The sequence below is a fragment of the Ruegeria sp. genome (assembly GCF_028066395.1).
Taxonomy (GTDB): domain Bacteria; phylum Pseudomonadota; class Alphaproteobacteria; order Rhodobacterales; family Rhodobacteraceae; genus Ruegeria.
This window is the reverse complement of the sequence record NZ_JALCBM010000019.1, coordinates 4,360-17,896: the sequence shown is the minus strand read 5'-3', so window position 1 is coordinate 17,896 and position 13,537 is coordinate 4,360. Positions and strand designations below refer to the sequence as shown.

At 60.6% G+C, this 13,537-nt stretch carries 16 protein-coding genes; 7 read left to right on the top strand and 9 right to left on the bottom strand.

The annotated features are described in order from the left end of the window. Nucleotides 1-7: 7 nt before the first annotated feature. The 6 genes from lnt to miaB form a co-directional block, all read right to left on the bottom strand. A complete protein-coding gene (gene lnt / locus MPJ51_RS08305) occupies nucleotides 8-1,504 on the bottom strand; it encodes an apolipoprotein N-acyltransferase (protein ID WP_298384544.1) in 1,497 nt (498 codons plus the stop codon). After that, complete coding sequence (locus tag MPJ51_RS08300; RefSeq protein ID WP_298384541.1) at nucleotides 1,501-2,388, bottom strand: hemolysin family protein; 888 nt, start codon at nucleotides 2,386-2,388, stop codon at nucleotides 1,501-1,503. The genes lnt and MPJ51_RS08300 overlap by 4 nt, the downstream gene beginning before the upstream one ends. 36 nt (nucleotides 2,389-2,424) lie before the next feature. Beyond that, nucleotides 2,425-2,919 carry an rRNA maturation RNase YbeY gene (ybeY, locus tag MPJ51_RS08295; RefSeq protein WP_298384538.1) on the bottom strand — a complete coding sequence of 165 codons (495 nt, stop codon included), beginning with the start codon at nucleotides 2,917-2,919 and terminating at the stop codon, nucleotides 2,425-2,427. Between the two features lie 39 nt (nucleotides 2,920-2,958). Further along, entirely contained in the window at nucleotides 2,959-3,969 is a 1,011-nt protein-coding gene (locus tag MPJ51_RS08290) for a PhoH family protein (RefSeq protein WP_298384535.1), read from the bottom strand. A gap of 148 nt (nucleotides 3,970-4,117) precedes the next feature. Further along, nucleotides 4,118-4,840 carry an outer membrane beta-barrel protein gene (locus MPJ51_RS08285; protein WP_298384533.1) on the bottom strand — a complete coding sequence of 241 codons (723 nt, stop codon included), beginning with the start codon at nucleotides 4,838-4,840 and terminating at the stop codon, nucleotides 4,118-4,120. Nucleotides 4,841-5,039: 199 nt separating this feature from the next. Then, the gene (gene miaB / locus MPJ51_RS08280) at nucleotides 5,040-6,359 is read right to left on the bottom strand and encodes a tRNA (N6-isopentenyl adenosine(37)-C2)-methylthiotransferase MiaB (protein ID WP_298384655.1); all 1,320 of its coding nucleotides are present in this window, start codon (nucleotides 6,357-6,359) and stop codon (nucleotides 5,040-5,042) included. Between the two features lie 120 nt (nucleotides 6,360-6,479). Between miaB and MPJ51_RS08275 the strand changes: the two genes are divergently transcribed. Further along, nucleotides 6,480-7,343, top strand: coding sequence for a hypothetical protein (locus tag MPJ51_RS08275; RefSeq protein ID WP_298384652.1), 864 nt, complete (start codon nucleotides 6,480-6,482; stop codon nucleotides 7,341-7,343). 73 nt (nucleotides 7,344-7,416) lie between these two features. Here the strand turns inward: MPJ51_RS08275 and MPJ51_RS08270 are convergent, their stop codons facing one another. Continuing rightward, entirely contained in the window at nucleotides 7,417-8,214 is a 798-nt protein-coding gene (locus MPJ51_RS08270) for a phytanoyl-CoA dioxygenase family protein (protein ID WP_298384530.1), read from the bottom strand. A 154-nt stretch (nucleotides 8,215-8,368) separates the two neighbouring features. Then, entirely contained in the window at nucleotides 8,369-8,788 is a 420-nt protein-coding gene (gene irrA, locus MPJ51_RS08265) for an iron response transcriptional regulator IrrA (protein WP_298384527.1), read from the bottom strand. Nucleotides 8,789-8,999: 211 nt separating this feature from the next. Here irrA and fabA point away from each other — a divergent pair, with 211 nt between their 5' ends. Genes fabA through MPJ51_RS08245 form a run of 4 tightly spaced genes read left to right on the top strand, consistent with a single transcriptional unit; the run spans nucleotide 9,000 to nucleotide 11,838 of the window. Further along, nucleotides 9,000-9,509, top strand: a complete 510-nt coding sequence (fabA, locus tag MPJ51_RS08260; RefSeq protein ID WP_298384524.1) for a bifunctional 3-hydroxydecanoyl-ACP dehydratase/trans-2-decenoyl-ACP isomerase — start codon at nucleotides 9,000-9,002, stop codon at nucleotides 9,507-9,509. 48 nt (nucleotides 9,510-9,557) lie between these two features. After that, complete coding sequence (gene fabB / locus MPJ51_RS08255) at nucleotides 9,558-10,787, top strand: beta-ketoacyl-ACP synthase I (RefSeq protein WP_298384521.1); 1,230 nt, start codon at nucleotides 9,558-9,560, stop codon at nucleotides 10,785-10,787. A gap of 5 nt (nucleotides 10,788-10,792) precedes the next feature. Further along, nucleotides 10,793-11,584 (top strand): enoyl-ACP reductase, encoded by a 792-nt coding sequence (locus MPJ51_RS08250; protein ID WP_298384519.1) that lies wholly within the window; start codon nucleotides 10,793-10,795, stop codon nucleotides 11,582-11,584. A 59-nt stretch (nucleotides 11,585-11,643) separates the two neighbouring features. Then, nucleotides 11,644-11,838: a hypothetical protein gene (locus MPJ51_RS08245; RefSeq protein ID WP_298384516.1), complete on the top strand. Its 195-nt coding sequence runs from the start codon at nucleotides 11,644-11,646 to the stop codon at nucleotides 11,836-11,838. Nucleotides 11,839-11,950: 112 nt separating this feature from the next. Here the strand turns inward: MPJ51_RS08245 and MPJ51_RS08240 are convergent, their stop codons facing one another. Next, entirely contained in the window at nucleotides 11,951-12,379 is a 429-nt protein-coding gene (locus tag MPJ51_RS08240; protein WP_298384513.1) for a peptidylprolyl isomerase, read from the bottom strand. 123 nt (nucleotides 12,380-12,502) lie between these two features. Between MPJ51_RS08240 and MPJ51_RS08235 the strand changes: the two genes are divergently transcribed. After that, the gene (locus tag MPJ51_RS08235) at nucleotides 12,503-13,189 is read left to right on the top strand and encodes a haloacid dehalogenase type II (protein WP_298384510.1); all 687 of its coding nucleotides are present in this window, start codon (nucleotides 12,503-12,505) and stop codon (nucleotides 13,187-13,189) included. A gap of 40 nt (nucleotides 13,190-13,229) precedes the next feature. Further along, the coding region (locus tag MPJ51_RS08230) for a pyridoxal-phosphate dependent enzyme (RefSeq protein WP_298384649.1) at nucleotides 13,230-13,537 on the top strand (308 nt) is incomplete at its 3' end.

The window sequence follows — 13,537 nt, the reverse complement described above, 5'->3', positions numbered from 1 at the left end:
TCGGTATTTATGCAGCGGCCCGCCGGGCAGCCTGCCAGAGCGGCAAAAAGGAAACAAAAAGCAGGATCAGGATGGGATAATCCCCGATACGAGAATAAATTGTCGGCAGCTGAGGGTGCGGCATTACCGCATCAATATACCCGGCCTGCCCCAGCGGCAGCGCGTCGGTTATGCGCCCCAGCGGATCGATCATTGCCGATACTCCGGTATTGGCGGCGCGCATCATCGGCAGGCCCTGTTCGATGGCGCGCATCCGGGCCTGCGCCAGATGCTGGTAGGGGCCGGACCTTGTGCCGAACCAGGCGTCATTGGTGATCTGCATCAGGAAATCCGCACGCCCGGGGGCAGATAGCACATCCTGCGTGAAAACGGCCTCATAACAAATCAGCGGCAGGGCTTTTCCCAAAGCGCCCGCATCCAGAAGCGCCGCACCCGGCCCGGCGCTGAACCCGTTTCCGGTAGTCGCGGCCAGACCGTGTATGCCAAAACGCGCCATCAGATCGCCGAAGGGCACATATTCCCCGAACGGCGCGAGGTGATGTTTGTCATACAGCCCCATCTGCCGACCGTCAGCATCAAGGGAAATCATCGAGTTATAAATGCGCGGCCCCTCAGCCCGCTGGATGCCCAGAAACACCGGTGTCCCCTGCGCCGCATCGGCAATGGCTGACAGATAGGGTTGAGCGTTGTGCAGCCACGCAGGCACAGCGGTTTCGGGCCAGACGATCAGATCGGGGCGCGGCTCGGCCGCCGTGAACTCGATCTGGCGGGCAAAGAACAGCGGCGCATAGTCCGGGTCCCATTTCTGGTGCTGGGGCGCATTGGGTTGGATCAGCCGGACAATGTGACCGGTTTGGGTCACGTCGGGACGCGTTGCGGCGTAAGCCAGCGACAGGGCGGCGAGGCCGATCAGCGTAGCAATGGGCGCAGCCAGACCTCGACGCTCGGCTAAGGCCGCCCCCAAGGGCAGCGTTGCCACAAAGGTCAGTGCACCCACCCCATACGGCCCCACCAGCGACAACATTTGCGCAACCGGCGTATCGACCCAGACCTGAGCAATCCCGGCCCAGGGAAATCCGGTCATCAGGTAGCCCCGGCCGAATTCAGCCAGGCCAAGGCTGACCGCTAGCAGCAAGGCTTGCCGAACAGGCGGGCCCTCTGGCCGCCGCGCACCCCAGAAGGCCAGCCCCCAGAACAAGGCCAAACCGCCCGCCATGAGGATCAAGGCAAAGGGCGCCATCCAGGCGTGGCGCTCGGCATCGACCTGAAAAGGCTCGACGATCCAGCCAAGCGCATTGGCGAAATACCCCGTGGCAAATGCCCATCCCATGATGGCGGCCCGTCCACGGGTTTCAGTGGTCAGAAACAAGGGCGCGATCAGGATCAGCGCCAGCAGCGTCGCCCACCAATAGCCGAACGGCGCCAGCCCAAAGGCGCCCAGCACCCCAAGCGCCGCCGCGCAGGCAAGCCGCAGCCAAAAGGGCCAGCCCTGCGCTGGGTTCATGTAACGAGGTCCGGCAGCATGACACGCAGACGCTTGATGCGGCGGGGATCGGCATCCAGCACCTCGAACTCGGGGCCTTCGGGATGCAGAACCACCTCACCCCGCGCGGGCACCCGGCCCGACAGCATGAAGACCAGACCGCCCAGCGTGTCGATCTCTTCCTCGTCCACATCTTCGTGGCTGGTCAGCGAGCGGCCAATCTCGGCCTCGAAATCCTCAAGCGGGACGCGGGCTTGCACCAGATAGCAGCCGGGCTTTTCCTGCACCCAGAGCTGGCCTTCATCCGTGTCGTGTTCGTCAATGATTTCGCCGACGACCTGTTCGATCAGATCCTCGATCGTCAACAGCCCGTCCACACCGCCATATTCGTCGATGACCAGTGCCATATGGCGACGCTGGGTCTGCATCTTGGTCAGCAGCACCCCGATAGGCATCGAGGGCGGCACAAACAGCAGCGTGCGCAGCATCGAACTCAGGTCAAACTCGGTCGAGCCACCGTTGAACCCGTGGGTCAGTGCGAAGTCCTTGAGGTGGACAAAGCCCAAAGGGCTGTCCAGCGTGCCATCATAAACCGGTATCCGGGACAGGCCACTGTCGCGAAAGACCGAGGCCAGTTCATCCTTGGAGATCGTCACCGGGGCCGAGATGATCTCTGCCGTTGGGATCGCCACATCCTCGACCCGCATCCGACGCAGGTTGATCATGCCGCGCGACTGCGGGTTGATCGAATTATGGCCATTGATCGCCGCTGGCTCTTCCGCGTCCTGCGGAGAAAACGCATCAATAATACGCGAGAAAAATCCGCTTTTCTCTTCTATCTCGGTGGTGCCGTCCTGAGGGTGCGCGCGTTGCGCTGCCCTAGAACTGCCGTCTGTGTCGCCCATTTCTCTGTTCCAATTGACCGGGCCGAATGGCCCACATTACGTATTATATGGGTCATCAATACCCATTTTGCCAAGTATCTCGACCTCGACCGCTTCCATTAAAGTGGCGTCGGGGTCACGAATGTGATCGTAGCCCAGCAAATGCAACAGTCCATGAATGATCAAATGTGTCACATGATCGTCCATGGGTTTGCCCGCCTCGGCGGCCTCACGCGCGCAAGTGTCGTATGAGATCGCGATGTCGCCCAGCGCGATTTCCCCTGTGAAATCAGGCGTTGCGGGGGCCGGGGTCTGGCCGGGGGTGTCCGGTGACAGATCTTCGGCAGGCCAGCTCAGCACATTTGTGGGCGTGGGTTTTTCGCGGAACTCGGCGTTCAGTTCGGCAATTCGGGCGTCATTGCAGCCCAAAAGGCTGATTTCACAGATTTCCGGATCAAGGCCGCAGTGATCCAGAACGGCAGCAATAGCCACATGGGACAGGGCGGTCAGGCCCTGCCAGCGGTCATCCTCGATCGTGATTTCAAGGTTCATGACGTTTCGCACCAAATCCCAGCGCGGGATTCTGGCAACCTAACCCGCGTCGGCCTCATACGCCTCGATGATGGCGGCGACAAGCGGGTGGCGCACGACGTCTTTCGAGGTGAAGTAGTTGAAGCTGATATTGGGGATTGTCTTCAACAGCCGTTCTGCATCAGCCAGACCCGATTGCACACCGCGCGGCAGATCGACCTGCGACCGGTCGCCGGTGATGACCATGCGGCTGCCCTCGCCCAGACGGGTCAGGAACATCTTCATCTGCATGGTGGTGGCATTCTGCGCCTCATCCAGAACCACGAAAGCATTGGCTAGCGTGCGCCCCCGCATGAAGGCCAGCGGGGCGATTTCGATTCGCTTTTCCTCGATCAATTTGGCGAGTTGCTTGCCCGGTAGAAAATCGTTCAGCGCGTCATAAAGCGGCTGCATGTAAGGGTCGACCTTGTCCTTCATGTCACCGGGCAGATAGCCCAGCTTTTCCCCGGCCTCGACCGCCGGGCGACTGAGGATGATGCGATCCACATGCCCGCCGATGAACATCGACACGCCAACAGCAACCGCCAGATAGGTCTTGCCGGTCCCCGCCGGGCCGATGCCAAAGGCCAGTTCGTTCTGAAACAGCGACTGAACATAGGCCTTTTGCGCATCGGTACGCGGTTCGACCAGTTTCTTGCGGGTCTTGATCTCGACGGTGCCGCCCTTGAACATTTCAAGCTGATCACCGTCGCGGGTGCCGGTTCCGTCCTCGGAATTGCCCATGCGCAGCTCGCGGTCGACATCGGCGGCCTCAACCTCGCGCCCGCCTTCCAGCCGGGTATAGAGCGCCTGAAGCACTTCGACCGCCTGCTTTTGCGCATCCTCTTCGCCCATGACGACCAGTTGGTTGCCGCGCCGCACGATCTGGACGGTCAGCTTCTGTTCGATCTCGGCAAGGTTGCGGTCATATTCGCCGCACAGATCGATTAACAATCGGTTGTCTGGGAATTCAACAAGCGCCTCACGCTGGGGCATGTCATCTTGCGGTGGGGTCAGGGCACCGATGGCCAATACGTTCTCCTGTCTTGGCGTTTCACCCTTGAGCGTGACAACAATTTCAGACCGACGCAAGGCGCAGATTCAAATTTTCCGGGGTCGATGACAAAAGCGCCAATGCCACGGGCAAAGCACCCGTTTTTCAGTCATCAGCAGGTCGGCGTCAGAACGTATAGTTCAGACCAAACCGCAACCCGGTGAAGCTGGGCGTTGATTTGGTGGAAAAACCACCACCCAGATCAATGGTCCTTGATTCGAACTGCACATATTCGATTTCACCGGTGATCGACCAATTCTTGTTCAGCTGATGTTCCGCCCCCAGACTGGCGGAAAAGCCGTTGCGCCGGTCCTGCACCTGAAACGCGCCGCCGCCTGTGATACTGGCCGAGGTCATGATATCGCCCTGCACATAGCCGATGGTCCCAAAATACAGGATGCTGCTGTTGCGGTTACGCAGCCCGCTGCGCAGTCGAACCGACAACACGTCTGAAATCGATGATCCCGCCGTGACAGGAATACCCATGATCACCGTGGAGCTACTGTCATCAAGGGTGCCGAAATCGTACCCCACCTCAACACCGTATACGAAATCACGTCCGACGCGCGCGGGCAGAATGCCCCGCCATCCGCCCCGGATACCGCCATAGGCGCCGTTCGGGGACACATCCCCAATCGAGAACAGGCCGCCAGCGGTGCGCAGACCGAACTCATCCGAGCCGCCCGATGCGTATCCGCCACTGACCCCCAGATAAAACGCGCTGGCATCCTGAGTGGACGATTGCGGCGCGATGATGTCAGGTTCGGTCACATCCCCGATCACATCCCCCGCCAGGGTCGGGACGGCACTGAGAACCGCAATCACCATCGCACTGAAAACACGGGACAAACACCGTCCCTGAAACACCTTCCGACTCACCACTCGCGTCCTCCATCACGCGGGTCCCGAAATGAAGACCCGGGCAGAGATTCCACGGAAGCCGAAACCAATCCCGCGAAAAATCTGGGTTTCTCGGAACATAGTTCCAAGCCCTAAATCAAGGGTTAATTTCCTGAAGGAGCGTCAGATATGACATCTGCGCCTCTTGTCAGATCACTTCGCCCGCCAGCGAGTTTGCGCCCGAGCCGGTGATTCGAACCCGCCGCAGATCACCAATCGCAAGATCAGGGTTGGTGACGTGAACCGCGTGCAGATACTCGGATTTTCCCACCATCTGCTGTGGCTGACGACCCGGCTTTTCGAACAGAACATTCACCGTCCGTCCGACCATTTCATCCTGAATTTCCCGCTGATGACGGGTGATCATGGCCTGCAGGCGTTGCAGACGCTCATCTGCCACTTCACCGTCAACCTGTGGCCGTTCTGCCGCAGGGGTGCCGGGGCGTGTCGAGTATTTAAAGGAATAGGCATAGCCGTAGCGAACCTGTTCCACCAAATCCAGCGTGGCCTGAAAATCCTCATCCGTCTCTTCCGGGAAACCGACGATGAAATCGCCAGACATCAGGATATCAGGCCGCGCCGCGCGGATACGCTCGATCAGACGCAGATAGCTTTCGGCGGTGTGGCTGCGGTTCATCCGCTTCAATATCCGGTCCGAGCCCGACTGAACCGGCAAATGCAGATACGGCATCAGCTTGTCACAGGTGCCATGCGCCTCGATCAGGTCATCACCCATGTCGTTGGGGTGCGAGGTGGTAAAGCGAATACGCTCCAGCCCGTCGACCTTGTTCAACTCCCAAATCAGCCCGGCCAGAGTCATATCCCCATTCGGCCCGGCCCCGTGATAGGCGTTCACGTTCTGCCCCAGCAGAGTGATCTCGCGCACCCCGCGTTCGACCAGATCCTGCGCCTCGCGGATAATGCGATCCGCCGGGCGGCTGACCTCGGCCCCGCGCGTATAAGGCACCACGCAGAAAGCACAGAACTTGTCGCACCCTTCCTGCACGGTCAGAAACGCCGTGGGGCCACGCTTGGCCTTGGGGCGGTTTTTCAGTTTCTCGAACTTATCCTCTTCGGGGAAATCCGTATCCAGCGCCTTTTCACCAGCGCGGGTCTTGGCCTCCATCTCGGGCAGGCGGTGATAGCTTTGCGGCCCCACCACCAGATCGACCAGAGGCTGGCGGCGCATGATTTCCTCACCCTCGGCCTGCGCGACACAGCCCGCGACACCGATTTTCAGATCGGGCTTTTCCGCCTTCAGCCCCTTGAACCGGCCCAGTTCCGAATACACCTTCTCGGCCGCCTTTTCGCGGATATGGCAGGTGTTCAGCAGGATCATATCTGCATCATCGGGCGACTTGGTTTCGACATAGCCCTGCCCACCCAGCGCCTCGGACATACGTTCGCTGTCATAGACATTCATCTGACAGCCATAGGTCTTGATATACAGCTTTTTCGGTTCGGACATGGGGCGGGCCTTTGCATTCGCTGGATCGGCGTCGTCTATACGCATCGAACGCCGCTTGCAATGCTGGCGCAATTACCCGAATTTGACAGGAAATTCCAGCAAGGCGACGGCAAACAGGCAATGCAATACGAATCCCTTCCGCATTTTCTGAAAACCGGCCAGGCCGCACTGGCCAAAGGCCCCGTCGCCCTGATTTTCGCCGAAGACGATGTCGAGATCGAAAGCACCCTGCGCCATCACCTGACGCTGGGCTTCAAATCGGTGATCGCCTTCATGCCTCCGGATTTCCAGATCGATACAGACCTGGCCGAGACCATCCACCGCGTCCCCCTGACCTGCGCGCCGCGAGCGGTGGTGTTCGACACGATTAACCGGATCATCGAGGCCGCTCCACCGCTGTGGATGTATTACTGCTACAACGCCGAATACCTGTTCTTTCCATTTTGCGAGACGCGCACGGTCGGCGAATTGCTGGCCTTCCACACGGAAGAGCGCCGTAGCGCCATGCTGACCCATGTGATCGACCTATATGCAGGCGATCTGTCAGCCCATCCCGACGGAGTTTCCGTCGAACACGCCCTGCTGGACCGCACCGGCTACTATGCCCACGCTCGCCACGACACGGCGGGTCACGCTCAGGATCGTCAACTGGACATGTCCGGCGGCCTGCGCTGGCGGTTCGAGGATCACATCCCCTATGCCCGCCGCCGCATCGACCGGATCGCGCTGTTCAAATCGAAAAAGGGCCTGACGCTGCAGCCCGACCACACGTTTAGCGACCTAGAATACAACACCTATTCCTGCCCCTGGCATCACAACCTGACCGCCGCCATCTGCTCGTTCCGCGCCGCCAAGGCCCTGAAACGGAACGCCGGATCAACCTTCGACATCCCCAGCTTCCGCTGGCGCAACTCGACCGAGTTCCAATGGACCTCGCGCCAATTGCTCGATCTGGGCCTGATCGAACCGGGACAATGGTTCTGATCCGCCCTTCATCTGGCCAAAAATATCCCGGGGGAGTCGCGGCCTGCCGCGACGGGGGCAGAGCCCCCAATATTCAACGCTTCAACAAAACCGGAAACCAATCTTCGCGCAAGCGCTGCCCCGGCACCATCTCATGCCCGGGAAATGGAGGCGAGGTGCGCCCGGGCCGTTCCACATACCGCGCGTCATCCCCCACCAGCCGCAGCGAAAACGCGCGGCGGCGGCTATCCGACTGATTGCCCCGCGCGCCATGCAGCGTGCGATAGTTGAAGGCCACCGCGTCACCCGGCTCCATCTCGAACTCGACCACTTTCATACCTTCGGCGTCGGGGTCGGGAACCGGGATGTACTGGCCCTCATCGGCGAAAAAGCCTTCTTCAGATACCCAGCGGGTCGGCAGAACCTCTTTCTCCCACCGATGCGACCCCGCCACGCAACGCAGCGTTGCCTGTTTCACCGGGTCCAGCGGTGACCAGAAGCTGACCGTCTGCTGCCCTTCGACGAAATAATACGGCCCATCCTGATGCCACGGCGTCGCCATCGACGTGCCCGGCTCCTTGACCAGCACGTGATCATGGAACATCTGCACCGTCTGTGACCGCATCAGGTCAGCCGCCACTTCCGCTGCCGGAGAATTCTCGATCACCGCACGAAACTGCGGAATGCGGGTCCAGTTGCAGTAATCATCAAAGAACAGGCCCGTCTCGCCTGTCTTCTTGTTCTCGGACGCGTAAGGCCCGGGCTCGGCCATATTGGCCGCCACCCCGTCGCGCAGAGTGTCCACGTGATCGACAAACAGCCCCCTGACCAGCACCACGCCGTCGGTCTGGTAGGTGTCGATCATCTCTTGAGAAACAAGGGGGTGTGTCATACCGGCCTCCATGGGAAAACAGGCGGATATGGGCATGAATTGCCCGCCTGTTCAAACCCAATCTTTGGCAAAGGCGCGATTTTTCACCGCATCGGCAGCGGCCATACCTGTGAAAGGCACGACGAATCGCCTCGATACAGCCTGAGGTCCCGGTTTACGGTGTCTTGCGCAGACGGATCACCACATCGACCGAGGCGATCTCGACCCCTTCGGGGGCTTCCGGCAGACGCTGGATCACCAACTGATCCGAGGGCGCATCGCTCAGCCGACCTTCGTCTTCCCAGAAGAAATGCGGGTGATCATGGGTGTTGGTGTCGAAATAGCTTTTCGACCCGTCCACGGTGATTTCCTGCAACACACCCGCATCACAGAACGCACGCAGCGTGTTGTAGACGGTCGCCAGCGACACCGCGTCACCGTTGCGCTTGGCGGAATCGAACAGGCTTTCGGCGGTCACGTGACGATGCCGCCCGTCGCCCACCAGCAACTCGGCCAGCGCCACCCGCTGCCGGGTGGGGCGCAATCCCGCATCGACCAGCCAGTTGGTCGCGATTTCGTGGCTCTGAGGTGTCATGAATCCGATACCCGTTGTTGCTGACAGTATATATAGGGGCGCTTGCCCTGCAATTTCAAATGAAATTCATTCGCAAAGAATGTCGCAGGCGCAACAAAAAGAATGTCGCAACCACAACATGATGTGGCGTGCCACTCTTGCAGGACCTTGCATACGGGTGCTAGACGAGGCCAGATTAAAGAAACGGACCACTGGCAGGAGAGGCGGCAGAATGGCCCAATTCCCAAGCAGCTTTGACAAGGAAGATCTGCTGAAATGCGCCCGCGGCGATTTATTCGGCCCCGGCAACGCACAGCTGCCCGCCCCGCCGATGCTGATGATGGACCGGATCACCGATATCTCGGGCGATGGCGGCGCGCATGGCAAAGGCCATGTGGTGGCCGAATTCGACATCACACCGGACCTGTGGTTCTTTGACTGCCATTTCCCCGGCAACCCGATCATGCCCGGCTGTCTGGGTCTGGACGGGCTGTGGCAGTTGACCGGCTTCAACCTGGGCTGGCGCGGCTGGCAGGGGCGCGGGTATGCGCTGGGTGTGGGCGAGGTCAAGCTGACCGGCATGGTCCGCCCCGACCGCAAGATGCTGACTTACTACGTTGATTTCACCAAGGCCGTGCAAACCCGTCGCCTGACCATGGGTGTGGCAGATGGCCGGGTCGAAGCGGATGGCGAAGTGATCTATCAGGTCAAGGACATGAAGGTTGCATTGTCCGAAAGCTGATCCCACCTGACGGACACTCAACAGGGAACGGAATACAGGAGTACGCATATGCGTCGCGTCGTCGTCACCGGTCTGGGGGTTGTGTCCTCCATCGGGAACAATGCCGAAGAGGTTCTGACCTCGCTCAAATCCGGCACATCCGGGATCGTGGCCAATGAGCAGATGGTCGAACACGGCTTTCGCAGCCAGATCGCCGGAACGCTCAAGATCGACGTGGCCGAGCATGTGGACAAGCGCACCCTGCGCTTCATGGGCCCCGGTGCAGCCTATGCCCATATCGCGATGAGCCAGGCGATTGCCGATTCCGGTCTGACCGAGGATCAGGTGGTCAATCCGCGCACCGGTCTGGTGGCCGGGTCGGGCGGGCCATCGACCAGCGCCATGCTGACCGCCCATCAGACCGTGCTGAAATCCGGCGCGACCAAGCGGATCGGGCCGTTTGCGGTGCCGAAATGCATGTGCTCGACGATTTCCGCGAACCTCGCGACCGCGTTCAAGATCAAGGGGATCAACTATTCGATCACCTCGGCCTGCTCGACCTCGCTGCATTGTATCGGCAACGCGGCGGAACAGATCATGCTGGGCAAGCAGGATGTGATGTTCGCAGGCGGGGGCGAGGAACTGGATTGGACCCTGTCCTGCCTGTTCGACGCGATGGGCGCGATGTCGTCGAAATACAATGACACGCCCGAAAAAGCCTCGCGCGCGTTCGACCAGAACCGCGATGGCTTCGTGATTTCCGGCGGCGGCGGCATCGTCGTGCTGGAAGATCTGGAACACGCGCTGGCCCGCGGTGCCAAGATTTACGCCGAAGTGACCGGCTACGCCGCCACCTCGGACGGCCATGACATGGTGGCCCCCTCGGGCGAAGGCGGCGAGCGCGCGATGCGTCTGGCCCTGTCCACCCTGCCCGAAGGCCGCAAGGTTGGATATATCAACGCCCACGGCACCTCGACCCCGGTTGGCGATGTCGGAGAGGTCGAGGCCGTGCGCCGCATCTTTGGCGAAGGCAACGTGCCGCCGATCTCGTCCACCAAATCCATGACGGGCCACGCACAGGGCGCGGCTGGCGCATTGGAGGCGATCTTCTGCCTGCTGATGCTGGACAATGACTTTATTACTCCGTCGATCAATGTCGACGACCTTGCCGAAGGCATCCTGCCCGGTGAAATTGCAACTCAAGTGGTTGAAAACGCAGGCTTGGACAGCGTGATGACCAACAGCTTCGGCTTTGGTGGCACAAACGGGTCCATGGTTCTGTCGAAGTATAACGGGTGAATGTGATGTCGGATCTTCTTAAGGGTAAACGCGGCCTGATTATGGGCGTCGCAAATGACCGTTCGATTGCCTGGGGCATTGCCAAGGCCATGCACGAGGCGGGGGCCGAGCTGGCCTTTACCTATCAGGGCGAAGCTTTCGGCAAACGGCTGGAGCCGCTGGCCCAAAGCTTGGGCAGCGACTTCATGGTCGACGCGGATGTGACCGATGACGAATCGCTGGACCGCGCCTTTGGTGAACTGGCCGCCCGCTGGCCCACCATCGACTTTGTGGTTCACGCCATCGCCTATTCGGACAAATCCGAACTGACGGGCCGGTTCCTGAATACCACCCGCGCCAATTTCAAGCACTCGATGGATGTCTCGGCCTATTCCTTTATCGAGGTCGCCCGCCGCGCCTATCCGATGATGAAGGACAATGGCGGCACGCTGCTGACCCTGACCTATCAGGGCTCGAACAAGGTTGTGCCGAATTACAACGTGATGGGCGTGGCCAAGGCGGCGCTGGAATCGGCGACGCGTTATCTGGCCAATGATCTGGGCCCCGAAGGCATCCGCGTGAACGCGATCTCGCCCGGTCCGATGAAAACCCTGGCCGGGGCCGCCATCGGCGGCGCACGCAAGACCTACAAGTTCTGCGACCAGAACGCCCCCCTGCGCTCGAACGCGACGCTTGAGGCTGTGGGCGGCACCGCCGTCTATCTGGCATCGGACGCTGGAGCCTTCACCTCGGGTGAGATCATCCGGGTGGATGGCGGCTATCACATCCTCGGCATGCCGCAGCCCGAGGCGATGTGACCATATCTTTCCCTGCCGGGGTCAAGATTTAACCATCTTTGACCGGCAGGGATTGGTGCATGAGCAAAGTAGACCACATCCTCGCCAGCAATGAACGCGCAATGCAGGCCAAAACCGGGCATGGATTGCGCAGCAGCCGTGCGCGCATCCTGCTGGTTGCGCTGGTCGCCCTGCTGACCGCCTTCGTGTTCTTCACACAACCAGAGGTCGTCAGGGCCATCGAATCGCTTGTCGGCCAGATACCCGGGTTTTGATCCTATAGCCGTTCGAGAAAAAGCTGAATCGCCAATACCCTGCCATGCCTTTGGCATTCTCGGGACATTGGCGATCCATATGCCTCAACGATTTCTCGAAAGACTTTAGGGTTTAGTTGATCGAGACAATCTCGAACTCGAAAACCAGATCCTGCCCGGCCAGCGGGTGGTTGGCATCCAGCGTCACGGTGGCCTCATTGGCCTCGACCACGACCACCGGTACGGCCTGTCCCTGCGGCGTCTGCATCTGCAGCTGCGTGCCGGGTTCCAGCGGGATGTCGTCAGGAATGCCTTCGCGCGGGATTTCCTGTCGCATGCCGGGGTTGATCGGGCCGTAGGCATCGGCGCAGGCAATCTCGACCCGCTTTTTCTCACCTTGTTCCATGCCCGGCAGCGCCGCATCCAGACCGGGAATGATCTGGCCCGAGCCGACCACAAACTCCAGCGGATCGCGCCCATCGGAACTGTCGAACACTTTGCCGTCCAGCAATGTCCCGGTGTAGTGAATGCGAACCGTGTCGCCTGATTTGATTGCGGTCATGGGGGCCTCCGGCCTCAGGGGGTTGAACGGCGCAGCCTAGGCACTGACACGGTATTGTAAACCCTTGACCCTTTGGCCGATCAAACCATTGTGTGTACCTGCGCCCGATCAGGGGAGGATCAGATGGCAATCACCACATGCGTATTCGACGCCTATGGCACGCTGTTCGACGTGGCCGCCGCCGCGCGACAGGCCGCCGACGAACCGGGGTTCGACGCGTTACGCGACAAATGGCCGGAACTGGCGAACCATTGGCGCCTGAAACAGTTGCAATATACTTGGCTGCGTGCCGTAACCGATGCCCATGCCGATTTCTGGGATGTCACGCAGGACGGTCTGGATTGGGCGTTGGAGGCTGTGAGCCTGCAAGGCGACGCCCCCCTGCGGCAGCGCCTGCTGGACCTGTATTGGGAGTTGCAGGCCTACCCCGAGGTTCCCGCCATGCTGGCCGCGCTGAAGGCCGGCGGGATGCAGACGGCGATCCTGTCCAACGGCTCACCCCCGATGCTGAACGGGGCGGTACAATCGGCGGGGATCGGCGATGTGCTGGATGACGTGCTGTCGGTGGAAAGCGTCGGTGTCTTCAAGCCGCATGTCCGGGTCTATGATCTGGTGCAGGACCGGTTCGGCTGCGCCCGGGACGAGGTTCTGTTCGTCAGCTCAAACGGCTGGGACGCCGCCGGGGCTAGCGGGTACGGCTTTGTCACCGCCTGGGTAAACCGCGCGGGCGAACCGATGGATCGCCTGCCCTGGACCCCGGCGCATGTTCTGCCGGACCTGACGACGATCCCGGAACTGGCCGGGTTATGACCGGATTTGGCATCCCTTTTCGCAATTTATTGGGAAAAACATGAGCACATTGGACATGATCGAAGCCGCCGCGACGCGGTTGCAAGGACATGTGCGGGAAACGCCGCTCCTGACTTCTCCGTTTCTGGATGAGATTGCCGGGCGGCGCGTTCTGGTCAAACCGGAATGCCTGCAGCACACCGGCAGCTTCAAGTTTCGCGGTGCGTGGTCGGCCATTTCCGCACTGGATGAGAGCGCGAGGGCGCGAGGGGTGATCGCCTATTCCTCAGGCAACCACGCACAGGGGGTGGCCTATGCAGCGGCGCAACATGGTACATCCTCGGTCATCATCATGCCCTCGGACGCGCC

Bases quoted from the DNA above. Each gene is read 5' to 3' on its own strand.
- miaB (WP_298384655.1), bottom strand. From the start codon at position 6,359: ATGTCCGAACCGAAAAAGCTGTATATCAAGACCTATGGCTGTCAGATG.
- MPJ51_RS08250 (WP_298384519.1), top strand. From the start codon at position 10,793: ATGTCGGATCTTCTTAAGGGTAAACGCGGCCTGATTATGGGCGTCGCA.
- MPJ51_RS08270 (WP_298384530.1), bottom strand. From the start codon at position 8,214: ATGACACACCCCCTTGTTTCTCAAGAGATGATCGACACCTACCAGACC.
- irrA (WP_298384527.1), bottom strand. From the start codon at position 8,788: ATGACACCTCAGAGCCACGAAATCGCGACCAACTGGCTGGTCGATGCG.
- lnt (WP_298384544.1), bottom strand. From the start codon at position 1,504: ATGAACCCAGCGCAGGGCTGGCCCTTTTGGCTGCGGCTTGCCTGCGCG.
- MPJ51_RS08245 (WP_298384516.1), top strand. From the start codon at position 11,644: ATGAGCAAAGTAGACCACATCCTCGCCAGCAATGAACGCGCAATGCAG.
- MPJ51_RS08240 (WP_298384513.1), bottom strand. From the start codon at position 12,379: ATGACCGCAATCAAATCAGGCGACACGGTTCGCATTCACTACACCGGG.
- fabA (WP_298384524.1), top strand. From the start codon at position 9,000: ATGGCCCAATTCCCAAGCAGCTTTGACAAGGAAGATCTGCTGAAATGC.
- MPJ51_RS08300 (WP_298384541.1), bottom strand. From the start codon at position 2,388: ATGGGCGACACAGACGGCAGTTCTAGGGCAGCGCAACGCGCGCACCCT.
- ybeY (WP_298384538.1), bottom strand. From the start codon at position 2,919: ATGAACCTTGAAATCACGATCGAGGATGACCGCTGGCAGGGCCTGACC.
- MPJ51_RS08275 (WP_298384652.1), top strand. From the start codon at position 6,480: ATGCAATACGAATCCCTTCCGCATTTTCTGAAAACCGGCCAGGCCGCA.
- fabB (WP_298384521.1), top strand. From the start codon at position 9,558: ATGCGTCGCGTCGTCGTCACCGGTCTGGGGGTTGTGTCCTCCATCGGG.
- MPJ51_RS08235 (WP_298384510.1), top strand. From the start codon at position 12,503: ATGGCAATCACCACATGCGTATTCGACGCCTATGGCACGCTGTTCGAC.